The organism is Brevundimonas vesicularis, from assembly GCF_900445985.1.
GTDB lineage: Bacteria > Pseudomonadota > Alphaproteobacteria > Caulobacterales > Caulobacteraceae > Brevundimonas > Brevundimonas vesicularis_D.
Map to the genome: position 1 here is coordinate 367,103 of NZ_UAQP01000014.1, position 19,812 is coordinate 386,914.

The 19,812-nt window shown below is 60.4% G+C and carries 18 protein-coding genes; 9 read left to right on the plus strand and 9 right to left on the minus strand.

Going from position 1 to position 19,812, the window contains the following annotated elements:
* Positions 1 to 15 precede the first annotated feature (15 nt).
* Genes DT343_RS10855 through DT343_RS10870 form a run of 4 tightly spaced genes read right to left on the minus strand, consistent with a single transcriptional unit; the run spans position 16 to position 4,609 of the window.
* Positions 16 to 1,914 (minus strand): SNF2-related protein, encoded by a 1,899-nt coding sequence (locus DT343_RS10855; protein ID WP_112863787.1) that lies wholly within the window; start codon positions 1,912 to 1,914, stop codon positions 16 to 18.
* A gap of 2 nt (positions 1,915 to 1,916) precedes the next feature.
* Entirely contained in the window at positions 1,917 to 3,254 is a 1,338-nt protein-coding gene (locus DT343_RS10860; RefSeq protein WP_112862909.1) for a hypothetical protein, read from the minus strand.
* A gap of 12 nt (positions 3,255 to 3,266) precedes the next feature.
* Positions 3,267 to 3,728 (minus strand): restriction endonuclease, encoded by a 462-nt coding sequence (locus tag DT343_RS10865; protein WP_112862910.1) that lies wholly within the window; start codon positions 3,726 to 3,728, stop codon positions 3,267 to 3,269.
* Positions 3,725 to 4,609, minus strand: coding sequence for a DNA-methyltransferase (locus tag DT343_RS10870; RefSeq protein WP_112862911.1), 885 nt, complete (start codon positions 4,607 to 4,609; stop codon positions 3,725 to 3,727). The genes DT343_RS10865 and DT343_RS10870 overlap by 4 nt, the downstream gene beginning before the upstream one ends.
* 1,323 nt (positions 4,610 to 5,932) lie before the next feature.
* Between DT343_RS10870 and DT343_RS10875 the strand changes: the two genes are divergently transcribed.
* The 4 genes from DT343_RS10875 (at position 5,933) to DT343_RS10885 (ending at position 10,238) form a co-directional block, all read left to right on the plus strand.
* The gene (locus DT343_RS10875; RefSeq protein ID WP_112862912.1) at positions 5,933 to 6,694 is read left to right on the plus strand and encodes a hypothetical protein; all 762 of its coding nucleotides are present in this window, start codon (positions 5,933 to 5,935) and stop codon (positions 6,692 to 6,694) included.
* Positions 6,695 to 6,732: 38 nt separating this feature from the next.
* Positions 6,733 to 8,220 (plus strand): type IV secretory system conjugative DNA transfer family protein, encoded by a 1,488-nt coding sequence (locus tag DT343_RS10880; RefSeq protein ID WP_181669181.1) that lies wholly within the window; start codon positions 6,733 to 6,735, stop codon positions 8,218 to 8,220.
* Positions 8,221 to 8,395: 175 nt separating this feature from the next.
* Positions 8,396 to 8,686: a hypothetical protein gene (locus tag DT343_RS17230; protein ID WP_146756740.1), complete on the plus strand. Its 291-nt coding sequence runs from the start codon at positions 8,396 to 8,398 to the stop codon at positions 8,684 to 8,686.
* Positions 8,687 to 8,699: 13 nt separating this feature from the next.
* Entirely contained in the window at positions 8,700 to 10,238 is a 1,539-nt protein-coding gene (locus DT343_RS10885; RefSeq protein WP_112862914.1) for a recombinase family protein, read from the plus strand.
* A gap of 271 nt (positions 10,239 to 10,509) precedes the next feature.
* Here DT343_RS10885 and DT343_RS10890 read toward each other — a convergent pair whose 3' ends face one another.
* The 4 genes from DT343_RS10890 to DT343_RS10905 form a co-directional block, all read right to left on the minus strand.
* A complete protein-coding gene (locus DT343_RS10890; RefSeq protein ID WP_112862915.1) occupies positions 10,510 to 10,959 on the minus strand; it encodes a nuclear transport factor 2 family protein in 450 nt (149 codons plus the stop codon).
* A gap of 185 nt (positions 10,960 to 11,144) precedes the next feature.
* Positions 11,145 to 11,696 (minus strand): nuclear transport factor 2 family protein, encoded by a 552-nt coding sequence (locus tag DT343_RS10895; RefSeq protein WP_112862916.1) that lies wholly within the window; start codon positions 11,694 to 11,696, stop codon positions 11,145 to 11,147.
* Entirely contained in the window at positions 11,693 to 12,880 is a 1,188-nt protein-coding gene (locus DT343_RS10900; protein ID WP_112862917.1) for an alpha/beta hydrolase family protein, read from the minus strand. The genes DT343_RS10895 and DT343_RS10900 overlap by 4 nt, the downstream gene beginning before the upstream one ends.
* Positions 12,881 to 12,883: 3 nt before the next feature.
* A complete protein-coding gene (locus tag DT343_RS10905) occupies positions 12,884 to 13,288 on the minus strand; it encodes a Dabb family protein (RefSeq protein WP_112862918.1) in 405 nt (134 codons plus the stop codon).
* Positions 13,289 to 13,436: 148 nt separating this feature from the next.
* On the opposite strand from DT343_RS10905, the gene DT343_RS10910 reads away from it, so the two are divergent.
* The gene (locus DT343_RS10910; RefSeq protein ID WP_181669182.1) at positions 13,437 to 14,330 is read left to right on the plus strand and encodes a LysR family transcriptional regulator; all 894 of its coding nucleotides are present in this window, start codon (positions 13,437 to 13,439) and stop codon (positions 14,328 to 14,330) included.
* A 57-nt stretch (positions 14,331 to 14,387) separates the two neighbouring features.
* On the opposite strand, the gene DT343_RS10915 is transcribed toward DT343_RS10910, so the two are convergent.
* Positions 14,388 to 15,332, minus strand: a complete 945-nt coding sequence (locus tag DT343_RS10915; RefSeq protein WP_112862920.1) for a LysR family transcriptional regulator — start codon at positions 15,330 to 15,332, stop codon at positions 14,388 to 14,390.
* A gap of 116 nt (positions 15,333 to 15,448) precedes the next feature.
* Between DT343_RS10915 and DT343_RS10920 the strand changes: the two genes are divergently transcribed.
* The 4 genes from DT343_RS10920 to DT343_RS10935 are packed head-to-tail and all read left to right on the plus strand — an operon-like array spanning position 15,449 to position 19,800.
* Positions 15,449 to 17,092, plus strand: coding sequence for a CocE/NonD family hydrolase (locus DT343_RS10920; protein WP_112862921.1), 1,644 nt, complete (start codon positions 15,449 to 15,451; stop codon positions 17,090 to 17,092).
* The gene (locus DT343_RS10925; protein WP_112862922.1) at positions 17,089 to 17,829 is read left to right on the plus strand and encodes an SDR family NAD(P)-dependent oxidoreductase; all 741 of its coding nucleotides are present in this window, start codon (positions 17,089 to 17,091) and stop codon (positions 17,827 to 17,829) included. Before DT343_RS10920 ends, DT343_RS10925 begins: the two co-directional genes overlap by 4 nt.
* A gap of 16 nt (positions 17,830 to 17,845) precedes the next feature.
* Complete coding sequence (locus DT343_RS10930; RefSeq protein WP_112862923.1) at positions 17,846 to 18,937, plus strand: alkene reductase; 1,092 nt, start codon at positions 17,846 to 17,848, stop codon at positions 18,935 to 18,937.
* The gene (locus tag DT343_RS10935; protein WP_112862924.1) at positions 18,934 to 19,800 is read left to right on the plus strand and encodes an alpha/beta fold hydrolase; all 867 of its coding nucleotides are present in this window, start codon (positions 18,934 to 18,936) and stop codon (positions 19,798 to 19,800) included. Before DT343_RS10930 ends, DT343_RS10935 begins: the two co-directional genes overlap by 4 nt.
* Positions 19,801 to 19,812 lie beyond the last annotated feature (12 nt).

The window sequence follows — 19,812 nt, forward strand, 5'->3', positions numbered from 1 at the left end:
CCTGATCCGGCGAACTCACTCCGCGTCCTCGTCTGTGAAGCTCGCCCTTCCTTCCAACACCTCGATCAAATCCCGCACATCGTCAGGGCTGATGTCCCAGGCGATCGGATCCTCTGCGTTCTCTTCGTCGAAAGCGATTTCGTGAAGATCGGCGTCATCCAGAAGAACTTGAAGAGCGCGAAGTTTCTGTCGGAGGCGATGGCTCACAGAGTGGTCAATGCACCCCAACCCCATCGGCGCCAGAGTCCGATAAATCCAGATATTGGTCTCGACGCCTTCGTCCAAGCCTAGGCGGTGGATACGGTCGATTGATTGGAGGTAGTGGGTCGTTACATAGCTGCGATCAAGGTAGATCGCGTCGTGGCAGATTTTATGAAGGCTGATCCCTTCGCCCGCCGCCGCCGGGTTAGCGATCATGACCATGCACGACGGGTCATCGTGAAAGCGACGAATGCGTCCTTCACGGGTGGCAGGATCGGTGGGTTCACCTGAAGGGATAGCGCCGTAGAGGCTAACAGGATTCAAATCGGCGAGAAGCAGCTCCATCTGCTGGATCGTGTCAGTGAAAATCGTCCAGATGACACTCTTACGGCCTTCCTTCGCCAACGCGCGGGCCTTGTCAGCAACCGCTCGCATCTTCGTGGACGGTCCTTCCGCGATGACCTGTTCAAGTACGCCTGAATCAAGTGCCAGTGCGTCATCGGCGACGGAACGGAGGGCCAAGACCGGATTCGCAGATAGCTGCAAAAGGCGCATTACAGAGCGCCGTGCCGCCGGCGCGTCAAACCGTGCGTCCAAGCCGAGCGTGCTCACTTGGCGGAGGAACTCGTTCTTTACGATCCCGTAGAGGGCCATCTGGCCGTCTGCCATCGGGACGGACTCGAAATGCCGATGGGGCTTAGGTAGCCCGAGGTCCTGTTTCGTTGTGCGAACGTAAAGCTCCCCGAGAACTTGCCGAGGTGGATCGCCACGACTGATCTGCAGGCCCAATCCCGCGCCCGGCCACAGAAAGTCCAGCTGCGACTGCAGATCCGAGGGCTGTTGCGGCATAGGGGTGCCGGTCAGAATGTCTCGACGAATTGGCAAGGGCGCGATGTTCAGCAGGAGTGCGCCGCGCTGGGATCCGAACCCCGCTTTCATTCGATGAGCCTCGTCGAGGACGAGGTGTACTTTATGTTGCGCTGTGAAATTCGTCAGAATCTCAGGGTTGTTTATCAGCAAATCGTAGCTGACGACGAAGCGCGTCGCTCCAGATTGTAAGGCTTTGCTAAGCGCTTCTCCGGAGGTGCTCAGGATAGAGAAGGTTTCCGCGTTTCCGTTAGGGGCGTCGGGCCTAATACATTCCGCGACGACCTCTCGCCAAGCAGGGAAGGAAGCCTTCGGCCCTACGACGATTAGCACCTGACCAGGTTGGCGCGTCAGTACGTGAAGCGCCAGCGTGACGGTCGTTTTGCCAGCGCCCGGAACTGAAAAATTCGCGCCATTCTCAAGCGAGAGCAGGCGCTGTAGGTCGCGAAGCTGGAACGGTTTCAGTTTTCTCGTAAAGCCTTCCGCCAGCAGGCGGGATTCGATTTCCTCAATCGTAATGGTGAGCTTCAGCGAGCCCTTCGATTGTTGGACTTGCTTGAATTGCTGAACGAAGGCGGAGAGCCGCGATCGAGCTTCGTCATCACGGGCGCTGAACCTGAAATCGAGGGCCTTCTGCTGGCTGGCGAACTGGCCCACGATGGTCAGTGCTCCGGCCCAAGTGAGCTCGATCGAATCCGGGCCAGACTGGTAGTCCAGCCCGAGGTTTAGGATCGCTTGCTGGAGCCTTTCCCAGACAGAGGAGGAGGGCTCACCTTCCAGGACGAAGCGGCCAGTGAATCTCGTCGGGCTGTAGTGGACTCCGATGACAACGGGCGATGACGCCATGCTCATTTACCGCCAGAGGCAGGCTTCGCCGCTGCCTTGATCTCCTTGAGCTTCTCACGAAGAGCCGTCGCTCGGAGGACAATCTCTTCAAGCTGCTTATCGATGCCGTCATGAGTCTCGGGATCGGCGGCAGAGAGATCAATCTCGGTCAGTCTGGTGTTCGCATCCCGAACTGCATTTAGTGCGGCTTTGCCGACCTTGCTTGCCTGTCCGGTATCGAGAATGGTCTGACAAACCGCTCTCAGTTCGTCGAATACCTCGTCACGTCGATCAGCATTATCGAACAGGTTGATGAGTGGCTCGTAGCCGCTCCCAACGTCCTGACCGCCGAGATCAATTTCAAACTCTTCGCTTTCGACGCCGGAAGTCTCGCCCGCCTCTTCGTCGATTTCCAAGCGTTCGGCGAGTTGAGAAAGAACCTGCTCGGCCTTCTCACCAAGAACCTTGTTGAAGCCGTAAATTCGCTGCCCCAAGCTGTCGCGGTTGTCGAACAACAGCCAGGCCATCCGCATATTCGCCTCAAGAAGAGCTCCCTCTTTGCCTTTAAGACGGGGCACGAGATCGGCGAAAAACTGCTCCCCACCTTTTTCGACCAAACGATAGTCGTTCGGGGATTTGCACCAGTCCTTGAGGTAAATCTCAGCGTAGTTGAGGGCGCTCAGGGACTTCCGAATATCACCTACAGACTTCCGTCGCATATCTGCGATATCAGTCTCTTTTTTGGTCTTCTGAGCGAGCTGGCGGCGAACCTTCAGCGCTTCGTTTATCCAGCTGTATGGCAGCTTGGTCTCTGGACGTTCTTGAAGTCGAGTCTCGATATCGTCGATCTGATCCTCAGTCATCTGAGGCAAGATCATGCATTCGACTTCCGCGAACGTGGGGAACCCAGCTTTGTTAGAGGCGTACAGTTCGCGCATCGCTGTCAGCCGTCGGTTGCCGTTCACGACTACGCCCGCTGGCGTCAGCATGATCGGCTCTGTCTGTTTTGTACGCTCCAGCTCCTCGATGATCGGCTTCACCGATCCAGCGCTAGCGTTGGCGTACTTTTTCAGGATGTCGTGCTGGGCCTGTTGGGCCTCCTGATTATCTTGACCGCTTTCAAAAAAGGTGGCCGCGACCTTCTTCTCGGCGATGTAAGCGAGCTGCTCCGTTTGAGTGCGAGCGTTCGCCATTCGATAAACCGGTAGGTCTATCGGCAGACGAATGACAGGCAGCATTGTGCGCTGCCCTTCGTACACGTCGAATGTGGGTTGGGTCCCGCATACGGGGTTCGCCGTTAGAGCGGCGATCAGGTCTTTGCGCTCGTGCGCGGGTTTAACGTCTACTTCATAGCCAGCCATGGTCCCCCCTTTTTACTCAAATCCCACGATCAAGAGAGGGACTGTGATGATCCTGTCGAACAGTTGTACCTCGCCCCAAACTCGCTCAACGTTAGCTACGTTCGACGCAATAACCGCTGCACCTGCCTTGGTCGGGACAGCAAGGGCCGCTGCTTCGATTTTGCCCTGAACATAGAGGTATTGAAGCTTGAGCAGGTCATACATCGCCCGGCTGATATTTCCGGTCTGTATCTGGAATGCGAGATCGCGATATCGGCCAGTCACGGTCAGGTCGTAGTGCTGGTCAATACGCACCGCGTGTGACCACCCGCTCTTGGTAAGCTCGTCCTGCAAGTGCTCCCGGATACGGCCTGTGCACCCGGCCCCGATAGGGATGTTCGGCGCTTCAAAAAGGTCCGTAATCCATTCGTCCAGCTCGCGCTTCTCCCACTCCACCTGGCCGTTATGGAGAGAGTATGCCCCCGCAAATTTCATTCTTCGTCCCTAAACGGCGGCTCATAAACTGGCTTGTTCATCGGACGAACGCGAAGCTCGCCTGACCGAAGAGCCTCGATACGTTCGCGAGCGATGTCCACATAGTCGCTCATCAAGTCGCAACCGTACGCATGGCGTCCATTCTTCAAGGCCGCAATGGCGCTTGATCCGACCCCCATGTAGGGGTCGAGAACGGAGTCACCTTTGTTCGTCAGCGAGAGAACGAGCCTTTCGACCAATCCGACTGGAAACTGGCAGGGATGGTCAGTTTTCTCGACGTGGTTGGATTTAACGTTTGGAATGTCCCAAACGTCGGAGGGGTTCTTCCCGAGCGGATTGCTCGAAACTTTCCCTTTGTTCGGCCCCTTGAAATGCTTCTTGTCAGGGTATTTGGACGGGATGCGGATAGGGTCGAGATTGAAGGTGTAGTCGTCAGATTTTGTGAACCACAAGATCGTCTCGTGCCGACCCGAGAGACGCTTCTGACAGTGAAGTCCGTGCCCGAACGTCCAAACGATCCGATTTCGCAGTTTGAGGCCGTGGGTCTTGAAAATGGGGTAAAGGAGGATGTCGAGCGGAAAGACCTCGCCATCGAGAATCCCGTTCCCAACCTGCCAGCAGATCGAACCCTGCGGGTGCATCACTCTCACGGCTTCGGCGATCGTCGCGGCCTGGTGCTCGATGTAAATCTCGTTTGATGTACGACGCTCGTACTCTTTGCCGATATTATAAGGCGGCGAAGTAACGATGAGATTCATGCTCTCGTTCTTCAACTTCCTCATGAAAGACAGATTGTCCTCGCACTCAATGAGAGCTTGCGCCTCACCTTTGCGGGGGAAGCGAATGATCTTCGAGGTGTCTTTTCTTTGAGGTGCCGCCATGTCTGATACACTTTATACTAGAATTTCGCGTTGCGAGTAAACGGAAATTATCACAACGGGAGCAGCAGATCCAGTCAGGTTGTGCCTACCGACATACATATAACATAGGCATTTGACGTCGATTCGGTAGCTGGCATGGCCCGGGTAAATCAAGCTGGGGGTTGCAGCTCCAAATCGGGTCGAGAGCGAAACAATCGGCGGGTCCAGGGCGCGACCGCCCTGGCGGCATCCAACCGGCGCACGGTTGGTCAGGATTGCACAAGGGCTAGAATGCCCTTTGCTCGTCTCCAAGGGCGAAACCTTCGGTGCAGGTCCATGGCGGCATACGCCTGGTCGTCGGGTGTCCAGAGGCGAGCGAAAGCGCCTCGGTCATGGGGTCGAGGGGAGCAGGAACGCTCACTCGCCGCGCTGGAGGCGGCAGGGTTTCAAGGGGCAGGCACGCCCTTTGATCGATGGGGTTTGGGGAGAGCGAAGTCTCCTCATGGCGCGGAACTGGCTCGATGCCGGTGAAGCGCCGCAGGCCGGGGGGATGCAACGGGGGCGCGCAGCGGGCCCCCTTGCCAAGTGAGCGTGTAGTTACACGCACATCTTGCGGTCAGCGTAAGCCCGGCTTTCTTACTGACTTTTGCCCATAGCAGACCGAACGCTTCCTATTGTGAGTGCGGGTATGACGCCCACATTCTATGGAGGAGGTTCGGAAAAGCGCCATGACATCCATCGTCATCCCGCCAGACCATATCCTTCTGAGCGCGTCCTTCCTTCGTCGGATCGCTTCACTGCTCGCTTCTCTCGATATCCCGCGCCGAAGCATCCCGGACTGGATCGCAGACACGCTCTATGAATACAGGGGAAAGGTCACACACTCCTCTGGCGATCGCTTCGACATCCGTTCGGTGGACGTGGATGAAGCCTTCGGGAACGAGGGTTCGTTCAGGTGGGTCAGCGACTTCCTTAAGCTGAAAGATCAGTCATGGAAGCAGTCCCCGCAAAAGCGCGTCCTAGCCCGCATCCGCCTAATCGTACTGTGCCTCATCCTTTCCGGCCTGCTCGAGTCATGGGGCGAACCGGAACGAGCGCCCGACGAGAGCGGGCCGAATAGCTTCGGCAAGTATCGCCAACGCGCGGCCAGAATTATTGTTGGCGCTACTCGGGTTGATGCGATGCGTGTCCTGTCTGGCATTCTTGAAGGGGATGCGTCTGGCAAGTTCTGGTCCCGCGTGACGACGCTAATTGCTTCACGCAATGTTCGCGACGGGAGCGTTTCTCCCACAAGCAAGCATGAATTGGACTTCAGTGTTCTGAACCCTAAAAAAGGAACAGGGCATGAAGTATCAAATCGACTATACGGAATCCGCGTCGGCCGTGGAATTAAGCCCGCAACCCAGGCCAGAGGACGAAAGCGGTCGTCATCTCGTGCGGTATCAAAGGCGACGCCGCTTCGTTCTCCCCGACATCGCTAAGACCGCATCGACTTTCGTCCTAGCGGGAGCTGTGTTCTTTGGCACAGAGGCCATGGCTCCCGGCGCGTTCAAGCCTTCGACCCTGATGGGGACATACGACGCGAGGGTCAGCTCCGCCGTGAAGGCGGCGGAGCTGACGCAGCAGGCCCGCTACGAAGTTTGGCTGGCTGAAGCCAAGCTGAGTGTCGATCAACAGCTTGAGCAGTATCGAGCGCTGAATCAGGGCGTTTTGGCGAACTATCAAGCCACCTATGATCGCGGGCGGATTATGGCTGAAGCCACGGCTCGCATTCAAAGCCAGTATGTCGCGGCGCGGATGAGCCAAACTCAATCCACTCAAGCGACCGATGTCGCGATCGTAAATTGGACGCGCTTCTTCGGGCGGGTGGCAGAGTCATTAGAGCCCGGCGCGGGAGCGGCGGCTCTGGGTTATGCCGACAATCTTAGCGCACAGCTTTCAAACGAACTGACCGCCGCCGCGACGCAAGGCGTCACTATCGACGTTGACGGTTGGGACACCGGACTCAAGCCAGTGGGTGAGCTTCAACAGGAGTTTGCCGCCCTGAAGCCAATCGTGTTGCCGCCTCCGCCGACTTTGGGCGAGGCTTCTGCGACGACGCGCTAATGCGCCGAAATCCGTTCATAAGCGGGATGCAGGGCTTCATGGCCCTGCATCACCAATCCGTCAGGATGGACCGGGAGCGAGAGGCGCAGCGACGCGCTGACGAGGCTGAAGCTGAAATGGCGTCCGCTCGACCGAGCGGACGCCTTGGCGACTCGCGACTGGCAGACGCTGCCGATGTCGCGAAGGCTGGGCTTCATGATCGGCGCGGTCTCTTTCTTGGAGCCTTTGAAGGCAAGCCAATCTTCTTCGCTGGGGACGGGCCGATGCTCACCTATCTGCGAACCGGTGGCGGCAAGGGTCGCGATCTGCTGCTTCCGAACATGGCCCATGTCCGTGATCGAAGCTTGGTCATCATCGACGTGAAGGATGGCGAGAACCAGTATGCATCTGCCGAGCATCGTGCCGAGACGCTCGGCACACGGTGCGTTTTCCTGAACCCTTTCGGCATGAGGGGGGCGCCAGACACGCCGATCAATCCGCTTCAAATCCTTCTCGATATCGTCAACGCAGGCGGATCGATCGACAGCGAGGCGAATGAGATCGCGCAGATATTGCTGCCGCCTCCGGTGAAGCCGGGAGACGATGCCTGGGTCCGCAAAGGTGCGCTCCGCCTCCTTGCGATGAGGATGGAATATCTGGCTCTGTTCGAGCCGGAGCTCTGCTCGCTTTCAGGTCTCTGGCGCTTTGTGAACGCAGACCATCAGGCGACGAGTGCAGCCTATGCCATGATGTCGTCCTGCGGCGTGGAGGCCATCGAACGCAAAGCGGGCGCGTTCGAGCGCACCTATGCGAAAGCACCCAAGCAGTACGAGGCTTACAAGGCCGATGCGATCGAGGCGTTAGAATCTTTCGAGCCCGGCAAGGCGTTCGAGCGCTCGACCAGCGCTCACACTTTCGACTTTTCGCGGCTGAAGCATGAGCCGCACTCGGTCTATCTGATGGTCCCGTCCGACAAGATCGGCGTCGCTGCGCCTTGGGTGAGCCTTGTGCTCAACTACGCAATCGAGACGATCGCCAAAGAGGCCGGGCCGCTGCGGACGACTTTCCTTCTCGACGAGTTCCCGCAGTTGCCGCCAGCGCCAGCGATCATGAAGGCGCTTCGCCTCTATCGCGGTAAAGGCATCCAGCTCTGGTTCTTCGCACAGGGTCGTTTCTCCATGGCGGAGAAATGGTCGCGGGAGGCGGTGAAAGAGTTCGAGGATCAGGCCGCCGTCATCACCATGAAAAATGTGAAGGAGCCGGACCTCATCCGAGACCTTCAGCTCTGGTCGGGCAATGCGACAGTGTTGATGAAAGCCGTGAGCCATAGCGGCGGCCCAGTCGAAGTGGCGGGTACGAACCTCGGCGAGCAGAAGCGCTTCGTCTTGCAGAGCGAGAATATCCTAGGCCTCCAGGAGAACGAGCATCTTCTGCGCGTCTCTTCCATGCCCCGATTGCTGGTGGCGGAGAGTGTACCGTTTTATGAGGTCCAGCCGTGGGCGGGGCAAATGCGCGATGTGCGAGACCTCCACACAGGCTCTAAGTAAAGTTGCATTTCTGCAACAGTTATGTATAATAGTTATAAGCAGTCGGCTAGGTTTGTAAGACGATGGCTGCTTGTTTGAAGGTTCGGGGGAGCTTTCTCCCAACTGCTCGAACGGTCTAACCTAGAGAAACACTTTCACGATGCTTTGTGGAGCATCTTCGTGATGGTGGTTAGATATGGCGACGCAGACTCATTTATCGCCAGATGACATCGCTCGGTATCGCGCGATCATTGGCAGCATGGATATCGACGACGGACAGAAGGACGACGTCATTCGAGTCGTCCACGGTATCATGCAAGCCTTCGTGGACATCTCTTTCAGTAACGATCCTGTACAAATATCAGTGGGAAGCCGTCTTATAGACTCTTTCCGCGCTAGTGCTGCTCGTGGTAATCTTTCTACTCATGAGGAACAACCAATCTCTCCCGCTTTGGCTGATGTTCAGGCTGCGGGATTAGAGCCGTGAAGAGGGCTGAGACGTGTCGAGAGAGAGCGAAAAACAAGCTGTAATCTATTGCCGGGTAAGCTCCACGAAACAGACGACACGGGGCGATGGCCTTGCCAGCCAAGAAACGCGATGCCGCGAATACGCGAAATATCGCGGTCATTCCGTGGTGAAGGTGTTCAAAGACGATATGTCGGGAAGCGTCGTCGGGCGGCCCGGCATGAAGGATATGCTCACCTATCTGCGGGCTCACCGAAAATCTCATCTGGTCGTCATCATCGACGACATCAGCCGCTTGGCTCGTGGCCTTGAAGCCCATCTGCGGCTCCGCGCAGACATCGGCTCGGCAGGGGGCACTTTGGAGTCGCCCTCGATCGAGTTCAAAGAGGATTCAGACAGTCAGCTCGTCGAGCATCTGCTCGCGAGCGTCTCACAGCATCAACGCCAGAAGAATGGGGAGCAAACCCTCAACCGGATGCACTCGCGAGTGCTGAATGGATATTGGGTGTTTCAGGCTCCGTGGGGCTACACCTACGGACGTGCCCCGAACGGCGGCAAGATGCTCGTTCGGTCGGAGCCTCTCGCGACTATCATACAGGAAGCCTTTCACGCCTTTGCCAGCGGGCGGCTCGCCTCGATCGGTGAGGTGAAGCGTTTCTTTGAATCTCATCCCGAGTTTCCGCGCACGAGGCATAACGTCGTCCTGCACGAGCGCGTTCGCCAAATTCTCACGCAGCCGATCTTCGCTGGCTATATCGAAGTGCCTCGCTGGAAGGTGTCGCGTCGTAAAGGACAGCACGAGGCACTGGTTGATCTGGAAACTTTTGAGCGGGTTCAGGAGCGCTTGCTCGGCAAGCCAAGGGCTCCGGCTCGTGTGGACCTCAACGAAGATTTCCCGCTTCGCGGCTTTATCGCCTGTGACGATTGCGGCCACGCTTTGACGGCTAACTGGTCGAAGGGAGAGTTCCGGTCCTATCCGTACTACCTGTGCCGTCAGCCTGGCTGCGTGAGCAAAGGTAAGTCCATCGCTCGCGACAAGGTCGAGAACGCCTTTGTCGAGCTGCTGCGATCTCTGACGCCAGCTCGGGAGCTGTTTGATCTTGCATCAGCCGTATTCCGGGACGTGTGGGATGGACAGAGAGCGCGCAGTGGTGAGCGCAAGACTGTGCTGAAGCGCGAGCTTGCTGACATCGAGAAGAAGGTGACAGCCCTCGTTGATCGGATTGTCGAGAGCGAGAGCCAGACGGTAGCTGCCGCGCTCGAACGACGACTCGAAGAGCTGGAAAATCGGAAGCTCATTCTGAGCGAAAATATCGAGAAATGTGGAGCGCCGATCCGAGACTATGACCAAACTTTTCGAACGGCGATGGCGTTTCTCGCAAGCCCTTGGAATCTTTGGAAATCAGACCGCCTTGAGGACAAGCGGGCCACCCTAAAACTGACCTTCTCCGGCAATCTGAGATACAGCCGTCAAGAAGGTTTTCGAACTCCACAAACGTCGTTGCCCTTCAAGGTGTTAGGCAACTTATCGACGTTGGGGAGAGAGATGGCGCCCCGCGCAGGACAAACATAACGAATATGTGTCGCCGTTCGTACTACTATAGAGCCGCCGCTGGGCGCCTGCTGCCGAAGATCGTCGTGCCGCGCCGCCGCTGACCGTTTGACGGGCATTCACCGGCGATTATCGCCTGGGTGGGCTCAGCCGCGCTGAGGGAAGCTGCGGTCGGCAGCTACCGACCCAGTTCGCGCCGTTCCTCGGGCTGCTCCGGAAACCTGAAAGCTGCCGTTCGACAGGAGTGATCTACTACGGGGGCAGGCGGCAAAAAGTGGGCGACTAACGGACTTCAAAAACCGGTCGTGCTGGTGGTCTGCTGAACGACAAGCTGCCAACGGCCATCCCGCCTGACTAGCACGTCGGTGAACCGAAGGTACATCTCACCGTATCGGCCAAAGGCCGTTCCGCCTAAGTGGTCGACGCCGGTCACAACGGCCACGTCACCATACGTCGAGATGTTCAGCGGTCCGTGCGTGATGAACTTCGGCTTGATCTGACCCGTCTTGAACATGGCGATGTCGGCTTCACGGGAGAGCGTCTTGCCATCCATCCCCTGGATGCGAGCTTCCTGGGCGTAGAACCGTTCGAGGAAGGCAACGTCGCCAGCAATGCGGGCTTGTCGCCAAGCGTCCTCGGCTTGAGTGATCTCCACATGAGTGGCTGGTTGACCTTGCGGCTGAGCCGATGCTGCAAATGGGGTTGTGGCCAGCAAGAGGGCAGTAACTGCAATTCTGAGCATCTCGACCTCCAGAGATCAAGCATCATGCCACGCATCATCTGAGTCGACTACTGGACGATAACCACCGAGGCCCAATCCCGCACGCAGCGACAGCTATCGAGCACATCCATTCAGAAGCGGACCGAGCGCCGAGTTCCCTCGAGCAGTCGGTCGGCAACCAGCCATAGCCGGTCGGCTCCGACCCGCTAGCGGCCGTTCGCCACCTTCTCCGCTACAACATTCGCGTGGCGTGCGAACCAAGACCACTGCCCGTGACTGAGCCGGTAAACGTTCGTATAGCGCCGCTTTATCGGGACCGCGCCGTAAAGTCGGCCAAGCTCGCTTTGCGGGGTTGGCGTGAATACCTCGCTCCCCATCACCACACCGACATCGCCGCTAACCTTTACGCTCTCGACCTTACGCTCGAAATCCTCGGCACCGATCCGGCCGTCCCGCATCATCGCCAGGAACTGCTCGCGCGTGAGAACACGACCAGTTGGCGCGTTGATCGTCAACTCAGGTGCGGACAGCGCCGCAAGCTTCTCGACATCAGCGCGCTCGACCATCTCTTTCTGCACCATGTCGAGCTTGGCAAGCGTCGCCTCCCGGTTTCCCAACGAGGCAGATTGGCCCACGGCTCCTGATGATAGCATGAACAACGCCAGGGTCACCGCCGCGCCCAACACTCCCGCATCACTGATCTCCCGATTATTTCGAATGGCGACGCGCAAAGCTTCGAACGTCGGGGCGTCGATCATCCGCGCGACTTCCGCTTGTGATCCAGCCGATCGGCGATCCAATCGCAGATGGTCTCCATGCCGATCGTCGGATTGTCGATCTGGCAGTGCGCGGCACCGGTCTCGTCAGGGCCGAACCAGCGCAGCTCTACCTCGACCCCCGCCGCCAGAGCGGCGGCGTAAAGCGTGCGGGCGTTGTCAGCGCCGGGTAGGTCGAGCTCGCCAGAGACGATGAGGAACGGGCAGCGGATGTCGCCGACGACCGGCTCCAGGTCGAACGGGCGTGCGATTTCGACGAGCGCGCCCATGTCGGCCGCGCCGAACACCCAGCGGCACAAGGTTGCGGTGATCCCGTCGGGTGCCGCCTTCATCGCCTCGGCGGCCTCAGCGAGCTTCCACTGCGCGCCGTCCGACACCGCGCAGGCGACGCGATGCTCGCGCGCCGCGGCGCGGGTCACATGGTAGCCGCCGAGACTGGCGCCATAGAGCGCGATGCGGGCGGGATCGACGTCGTCGCGTGCCAGCAGCCAGTCGACACAGGCGCCGACCGGCACTTCGCTGTCGGGCCGCGCGAGCAGCTTGTGCCAGCGCAGCGCGGCACCCTGGCCGGGCAGGTCGACCAGCAGCAGTGACAGCCCGCGTTCGTGCGCGGTGCGCTGCATCTCTTGGATGAGCTCGTCCTTGTATTCATCGAGGCCGCCGAAGGCGACAATCGCGGGCGACACGAGCCCGCGAGTCGCAGGGAGCCAATAAGCGTGGAGGTGAGACGCTTCGTAGGGGACGCGGACCTCTTCGCCCGGAATGTCGAACAGCGTCAATGTCCGCCGCGAACAACTCTCGACGCGGTCGAAGGTCGGCAGGCGACGTCGATCGGCTGGATCAAGGAAGAATTCGGCCGAGCGGAAATAGTTGGCGGCCCTGATCCAGTTCGCCCGCGCGCTGTGGCGGTGGCCCGAGGCCTCGGCCGCTTCGGCCCGCGCGAAACTGCGCCGCGCGGGGATGAGCCAGGCACGATGCCAGCTCTCGCGATCGCCCGCTGCAATCCGACCGGCCGCCTGGAAACACTCGCCGACAGTACTCGCACCGTCCTGTGCCGCCGCCAGTATGCGTACGAACTGCGCCGAGAGTTCGGCATCGTCGGGCCACTGCCGCCAGCCGTCGGGCGCATAGCCGCCGCCGGTCGCAACCAGATCTGCGGTTAGCATGGCTTAGCCCGACGTACCGCTGCCAGCATAGGACTTCAGCCCGCTGACCAGATCGGCAAGCGCCGCATCGCCCTCGTACCGGGCCTTATGCATCTGGCCGATCTCCTCCGCCAACGCAGGATCGGCGTCGTCCGAGATGTCAAAAGACACCATGTCGTCGACGAGCGGCAAGCCGATCTCGTCCACCTTGCGGTGGATCGGCGACTGCAGATACTCGCCATAGCCGGCCATGTCGTCGAGGACGTAGAGGGCACCCAATCCGTATTCGCCGCCAATGTCCTTGCCGACACAATAGGAACGAACCGCGCCGATCTCCTGCCCCATCTTGTGGAGCTGTGCGACCGCGGCGTCGACCGCTGCGGGGTCGGCATCCGGTTTCAGTTTGAAGCGGGTGATGTGGTAGATCATGCGGGTCTCCCTCGTGGCGTACGCCGGTACAATCGCCCGCCACGATGTTCGTTCGATAGGCTGCCGCTATATCGAACTATTGCCCTTTCTGATGAGTGGGTGCAGATATATTCGCGTGGGAGATAATCACGCCCGAGCGAACATAGACTTGCGCACGATCGATCTGAACCTTCTGGTCGCGCTCGACACGCTGCTCGAGGAGGCGAGCGTCAGCAGTGCGGCGCAGCGGCTCGGCATGTCGCAGCCATCGGCGTCGGCCGCGCTGGAGCGCTGCCGACAGCTCTTCGGTGATCCGCTGCTGGTGCGTTCGGGCCGGCGCATGGCGCGCACCGCGCGGGGAGACGCGCTGCGCGATCCCGTGCGCAGCTTCGTCGATCACGCACGCGACCTGATCGGCGCCGCGCCCGAGACGGCACGGACCTCGCAACGGACGGTGCGGATCGTGTCCAGCGACTTTCCGGCGACTACTTTGCTCCAGCGCTGCTGGGCGGCGATGCGCGACAGCGCGCCGGGCATCGATCTCGTACTGCTGGCATGGCGCGAGAGTGACGAAGTAGTCGATGCGCTGGCTCGCGACCACGCGGACATCGCGATCACCGTCCTGCCGCAGGCCGGCAGCGCGTTTCGGAGGACGGAGATCTATAGGGACAGCTACTGCCTGGCGATGCGTCGGGATCATCCGCTCGCCAGCGAACTCACGATGGACCGCTGGCTCGCTTATCCGCACCTCGTCGTCTCGGCCAAGGGAGCACGCCGTACCCCGCTTGACGATCAACTGACAGTCATGGGGCGGGAGCGCCGCGTCGGCATCGTTGTCCCTGGGTTCATGATGGTGCCGCCGCTGCTTCGGCACAGCGACCTAGTCGCGATGATCCCCTGCGGCTGTAGCCAAATCGCCGATGATTTGCATTATTGTGATCCGCCGATCGCTACCGAGGAGTTTCCGCTGCACCTCGCCACCGCCGCACGTTCGGACAGCGACTGCGCGATACAACATGTCGCCGAGCTGATCCGCGGATATTTCCCTAGAGCGGCCAAGTGACAACAGCTGCCTCTTACGCCCAGCCTTCCCGCAAGTGCCACGACGCCAATAAGAACATCAAGATAGGCCAGGATTGCTTTTCGCGCGTGGAATGTCGTTGTTCTGCCAATGCGCCCCGGGCGGATTGGATGATTTAAGGTAATCCACGATTGCCCGGACCGACGGGGTCAACTCGCGCCGGCTGGGGAAAATCAAGTTCACGGCTACTGGCGCTGCGGTCCATTCGGGTAACAGATGGACAAGTCGGCCAGCCTCGATATCGGGGGCGCACAAATAGCATGAGATGATCCCGATTCCTGCCCCGTTCAGGACCAGCCGATGGATCGTCAAGGCGTCGTTGACGCTGACTCGCGGCTTTACGAGAATCTCTTGGATTGTCCCGTCTTTGGAAAAGCGCCAGGGCCTTGGCGGACTTTCGGTGGTGGGCATCTCGACAGCCTGATGGTTGGCCAAATCTTCGACAGAAGTCGGGCGAGCATGGCGGTCGAGATACTCTGGCGAGGCGCACAGCACCCGCTTCATCTCGCCGAGACGGACCGCGACCATGGATGAATCGGGAAGCTCTCCGAACCGAATGGCGACATCGACCCGATCGGCAACGAGGTCCGCGACGCGGCTCGTAAGGTCCACCTCGATGTCAACGCGCGGAAATTGGCGAAGGAATGCCGGCAGTTGGTCGGCAAGCACGTTGATGCCGAATCCGATGCCCGCGCTCAGCCGAAGCGGACCTTGAGCCTCGACGCCGAGACTGCTGACATAGGCCATCGCGCCATCGAGATCATCGAGCGCCGATGCACAGCGCTGCATGAGGCTCTCACCAGCAGGGGTCAGCGTCACTTCGCGCGTCGTTCGTTGAATGAGGCGCAGCCCTAGCGAGGCTTCCAGCCGAGCGATACTCCGACTGATGTTCGAACGCGGCTCTCCCAGCGCTCTGGAAGCGGCTGCAAAGCTCCGTAGCGCCGCCACTCGCTCGAACACCCGCAGATCATCGAGACTTGCCATCCGAGCATTGTGCCGGATTCGGGATAGTGTGTCCAGCCAGCGGCCAGAGCCAAAGAGAGTGCTGATGAGTTAAGAGTCCGATTGGCAGCTCCGGCTGTCCGCTGAAGGGACAATCGATGGTCGATGTGAATGTGCAGCCGTTCGAGATCGAGATCCGCACACGCTACGGAGACCTCGTTCGCGCTGACGTCTACCTGCCACGCAGCCACGCTGGCGCGCTGCCGGTGCTGTTTGGTGCCTCTCCCTACCAGAAGGCGTTGCGGCGCCTGCCACCGCATTGGGTCTTCCCGTTTATCGAGTATGGCCCGATCCAGCTCTATCTCGACGAGGGCTATGCATATGTCGCGATGGACGTGCCCGGTACCGGGCGCTCGGAGGGCATTTGGGATTTCGTCTCGCGGCGCGAGGGCGAGGCGATCCATGACATGATCGAGCATGTCGCGGCGCAGGACTGGTCGTCCGGCGCAGTCGGCATGATCGGCATGTCCTATTATTGCTGGAGCCAGTGGAATGCGGCGCGGACGCGCCCGCCCAGCCTCAAGTGCCTCGGCGCCTATGACGGCGCGACCGACATGTACCGTGACTGGATGTATCACGGCGGCATGCCGACCCAGGAGTTCCTGAGCGCGTGGCTGTTCGGGTCGATCCTGACCCAGCATCAGAACGAGGGGCATGACATCCGCGGCGGCGGGCGCGGAGAAGCGGTCTACGATATCCTTTCGCACCCGCTCGACGATGACTGGCAACGCGAGCGGTCGCCGTTCTGGGAGCTCGACCAGATCGAAATCCCGGTCCTGTCGATCGGCGTGTGGGGGAAGAGTTCGCTGCATCTGCGCGGCAACTTCACTGGCTTCGAGCGTGTCAGCGGACCTCGCCAACTGGTCGTCACCGCACCCGACAGCTTCGCAGGCGCGCAGACGCAATATGCCGATCCCGAGTTCCACCGCCGTGAACTGCTGCCGTGGTACGACCATCATCTGAAAGATGTCGATAATGGCATCATGGACCGGCCGTCGGTTCGCTTCTTCGTTCAGGGCGAGCAGAAAGTTCGCGAGGCGACCGCCTGGCCGCCTGATGACGTCCAAGTCGCTGCATTTTTCTTAAGCGGAGAAAAGAGCGGCGTCGTCACCTCGCTGAACGACGGCTCGCTGGCCGAGCAAGCCCCCTCAAGCGATGACGATGCGACGTCGTGGAGCTATCCCGATCCCGAGTGGATGGCGGGCGTTACGACTTTCGACGAGAAAGGCGTGCCCGATCACATTGCGCGGGTGACGACGTTCACGTCGTGGCCCTTCGAGCGCGACCGCGAGTTCACCGGCAATGGCGTGCTCGTGCTCCACGCCTCCTCCGACCAGACCGACATGGACGTGATTGTCAAACTCTCCCTCCTCTCCGGCGAGGGCGAGGCAATCAAGCCGGTCAAAGTAAGCCAAGGCTGGCTGCGCGCGTCGCATCGCGCAGAGGATGCAGCGTTGACGACCGAAATGAGGCCGTTCCACAGCCATTCGACGATCGAGCCGATCACGCCTGGGCAGGTCTACGAATTGCGGGTCGAGCTGATCCCGATGTCGTTCCTCGTCCGCAAGGGCGAGCGCATTCGGCTTGAGATCAGCAACACCGATTCGATGATCACCGATGCACCGATGACTCACTTCTACGGGCAGAAGGTCGGCACCGACACTTACCATCATGACGCGCCCCGTCCCTCGTGCCTGCGGCTGCACGAGCGTCCGCGCTCGCAACCTGGAGAAACGCAATGAACACCGATCGCACTGTCCTAATCACCGGCGCCGCCGGAGGCATGGGAGCCCTGTTCGTGCGGCGGTTTCTCGATAACGGCGATACGGTCGTCGCGACGGATACCAGCCGGGGGGCGCTCGACGCGCTGATCGAGAAGGCGGGTGCGCCGGAGCGACTAGTTGTCGTTGAGGGCGACATCTCGGACGACGCAAGCTGCCGAGAGGTCGCCGAGGCGGCGCGGCGCAAGACCGGCCGCATCGACGTGCTGGTCAATGTGGCCGGCTTCTTCCCGATCCAGCCCTTTCTCGACATCAGCGCCGACGACTGGCGCAAGATCATCGACATCAACCTGACCGGCACCGCTTTCATGACAAAGGCGGCACTGCCGCTGATGGTGGGCCGCGGCTGGGGCCGGATCGTCAACATCGGTTCGGCCTCAGTCTATCCCGGCGTGCCTGGGCAGGCTCATTACGTCGCGGCTAAGGCCGGGGTTATCGGCCTTACCCGCAGCCTGGCGCGCGAGTTCGGCCGCGACGGCATCACCGTAAATTTGGTCGCGCCGGGCGTGACGGTGACCAAGGCGGTGAAGGAAAGCTTTCCCGAGGAACTGCTTAAGGAGCAGATCGAACGCCGTGCGATCAAGCGCGAGGAAAAGCCCGAGGATTTGGTCGGGACTGTCTTCTTCCTCGCTTCCCCCGACTCCGATTTTGTCACCGGCCAGTCGATCATCGTCGACGGCGGGTCGCTGATGCTCTGACTCGAAAGGCTTTCTAATGCCCGACCTCTTCGCGCCCTACGATCTGCACGGCCTCGCCTTGCCAAACCGCATTGCGATGTCGGCTATGACCCGAACCCGCGCCTCCGAAACCGGCGTGCCGACCGACCTGATGCGCGACTATTACGTCCAGCGCGCCTCCGCTGGCCTCATCGTCACCGAATGCACGCAGGTGTCCGAACAGGGTCATGGTATCATCCGCTGCCCCGGCATCCACACCGCAGATCAGATCGCCGGCTGGCGGAAGGTGACCGACGCGGTGCACGACGCCGGCGGCCGCATCTATGTGCAGCTCTGGCACTGCGGCCGCGTCGCCCATCCCGAGATGCGCGGCGGCGAGCCGCCGGTCGGGCCGTCGCCGCTGCCCGCCGAGGGCGACTTTTTTCTGCCGCGGGGCCGTGTCGAGTTTCCAACGCCGCGCCCGCTCGAACTCGAGGAGATCGCGCCGATCGTCGAAGATTTTGCGCAGGCCACCCGAAATGCTCGGGAAGCGGGGTTCGACGGGGTCGAACTACACGGCGCAAATGGCTACCTCCAGGATCAGTTTCTACAGGATGGCAGCAACCACCGCAGCGATGCCTATGGCGGCGGCGTGGCCAATCGCGCGCGGCTGATGATCGAGACGGCCGAGGCGATGATCGCCGCCTGGAGCGCCGAACGCGTCGGCATCCGGCTGTCGCCATCGAGCTCGCTTTACGGGATGAAGGACAGCGACCCGCGCGAGACCTTCGGTCATCTCGTTTCCACGCTCGATGCTCTCGAGATCGGTTACATCACACTGTTGGAACCGAACGCCAAAGACGCCAAGAAAGGTGTCCAGATCGAGCATGTGGTCGAGACGCTTGGGCCGCTCACCTCACGGCCGCTCATCGTCAATACCGGCTTCGACAAGGCCAAAGGGAACGAGGCGATCGCGAGCGGCTTCGTCAACCTCGTCGCTTATGGCGTGCCCTACATCGCCAACCCGGATCTGGTCGAGCGGTTCCGGGCTGATGCGGCGCTCAACAAGCCGGACCCGGAGACCTTCTATGGCGAAGGACCGACGGGCTACACCGACTATCCTGCCATGGCCAACGAGACCACGCGATGACTTGGGAGGAATTCGCCACGGTTCGCGTGGATGTCGGTGACGCGAAGCTCGCTGTGCGCATTGGCGGCTCGGGGCCACCGATCGTGCTACTGCATGGTTTTCCGCAGCATTCGCTGATGTGGCACACCGTCGCACCGTTGCTCGCAGAGCGTTTCACGGTGATCGCGCCCGATCAGCGCGGCATGGGGGCCTCGACGGTCGCCGAAGGCAACTACACCAAGACCGCGCTGGCCGGCGACCTGGCGAAGGTGCTCGATGCGCTTGGCCACGCCCAGGCCCACGTCGCCGGCTACGATCTCGGCGCGGGCGTTGCGGTCGCCTTCGCCCGCGACCATCCGCAGCGGGTCGGTCGGCTGGCGGTGCTCGAGTTCGTTCTCGCGGGCTTCGGCCTCGAACGGGCGATGGCGCCCAAGCCGGGCTGGAACGCCGATTCCAATTGGCACTTCAGCGTCTTCGCGGTTCCCGATGTCGCCGTCTGGCTGTTTGCGGGTCGCGAGCGCGAACTGCTCGAATGGTTCTTCTGGCATGAGAGCCATACTGGTTCGCTGGTTGTCAGCGAGGCGCATATCGAAGCTTATGCGCGGAGCCTTTCGCGACCGGGCGTTCTGCGGGCGGGCGCAGGCTACTATGCCTCGATCTTTCAGGATGCGATCGACAATGGTCCGCTCAAGACGACGCCGCTTGCAATGCCGGTGCTCGCCGTCGGCGGGGCTGCGCACGCAGGGCCGGTACTGACACAGTTTTGGAGCGATGTTGCGACCGACCTGACCACCGCGGTCATTCCAGCCGCCGGTCACTGGCTCAGCGACGAAAACCCCAGGGCGACTGCAACCGCGCTCGCCGACTTCTTCTCACAATCTTAGCATCAGGAGACC

Coding starts and splice junctions, on each gene's coding strand:
- DT343_RS10855 (WP_112863787.1), bottom strand. CDS start 1,914: ATGGCGTCATCGCCCGTTGTCATCGGAGTCCACTACAGCCCGACGAGA.
- DT343_RS10860 (WP_112862909.1), bottom strand. CDS start 3,254: ATGGCTGGCTATGAAGTAGACGTTAAACCCGCGCACGAGCGCAAAGAC.
- DT343_RS10865 (WP_112862910.1), bottom strand. CDS start 3,728: ATGAAATTTGCGGGGGCATACTCTCTCCATAACGGCCAGGTGGAGTGG.
- DT343_RS10870 (WP_112862911.1), bottom strand. CDS start 4,609: ATGGCGGCACCTCAAAGAAAAGACACCTCGAAGATCATTCGCTTCCCC.
- DT343_RS10875 (WP_112862912.1), top strand. CDS start 5,933: ATGAAGTATCAAATCGACTATACGGAATCCGCGTCGGCCGTGGAATTA.
- DT343_RS10880 (WP_181669181.1), top strand. CDS start 6,733: ATGGCCCTGCATCACCAATCCGTCAGGATGGACCGGGAGCGAGAGGCG.
- DT343_RS17230 (WP_146756740.1), top strand. CDS start 8,396: ATGGCGACGCAGACTCATTTATCGCCAGATGACATCGCTCGGTATCGC.
- DT343_RS10890 (WP_112862915.1), bottom strand. CDS start 10,959: ATGCTCAGAATTGCAGTTACTGCCCTCTTGCTGGCCACAACCCCATTT.
- DT343_RS10895 (WP_112862916.1), bottom strand. CDS start 11,696: ATGATCGACGCCCCGACGTTCGAAGCTTTGCGCGTCGCCATTCGAAAT.
- DT343_RS10900 (WP_112862917.1), bottom strand. CDS start 12,880: ATGCTAACCGCAGATCTGGTTGCGACCGGCGGCGGCTATGCGCCCGAC.
- DT343_RS10905 (WP_112862918.1), bottom strand. CDS start 13,288: ATGATCTACCACATCACCCGCTTCAAACTGAAACCGGATGCCGACCCC.
- DT343_RS10915 (WP_112862920.1), bottom strand. CDS start 15,332: ATGGCAAGTCTCGATGATCTGCGGGTGTTCGAGCGAGTGGCGGCGCTA.
- DT343_RS10920 (WP_112862921.1), top strand. CDS start 15,449: ATGGTCGATGTGAATGTGCAGCCGTTCGAGATCGAGATCCGCACACGC.
- DT343_RS10925 (WP_112862922.1), top strand. CDS start 17,089: ATGAACACCGATCGCACTGTCCTAATCACCGGCGCCGCCGGAGGCATG.
- DT343_RS10930 (WP_112862923.1), top strand. CDS start 17,846: ATGCCCGACCTCTTCGCGCCCTACGATCTGCACGGCCTCGCCTTGCCA.
- DT343_RS10935 (WP_112862924.1), top strand. CDS start 18,934: ATGACTTGGGAGGAATTCGCCACGGTTCGCGTGGATGTCGGTGACGCG.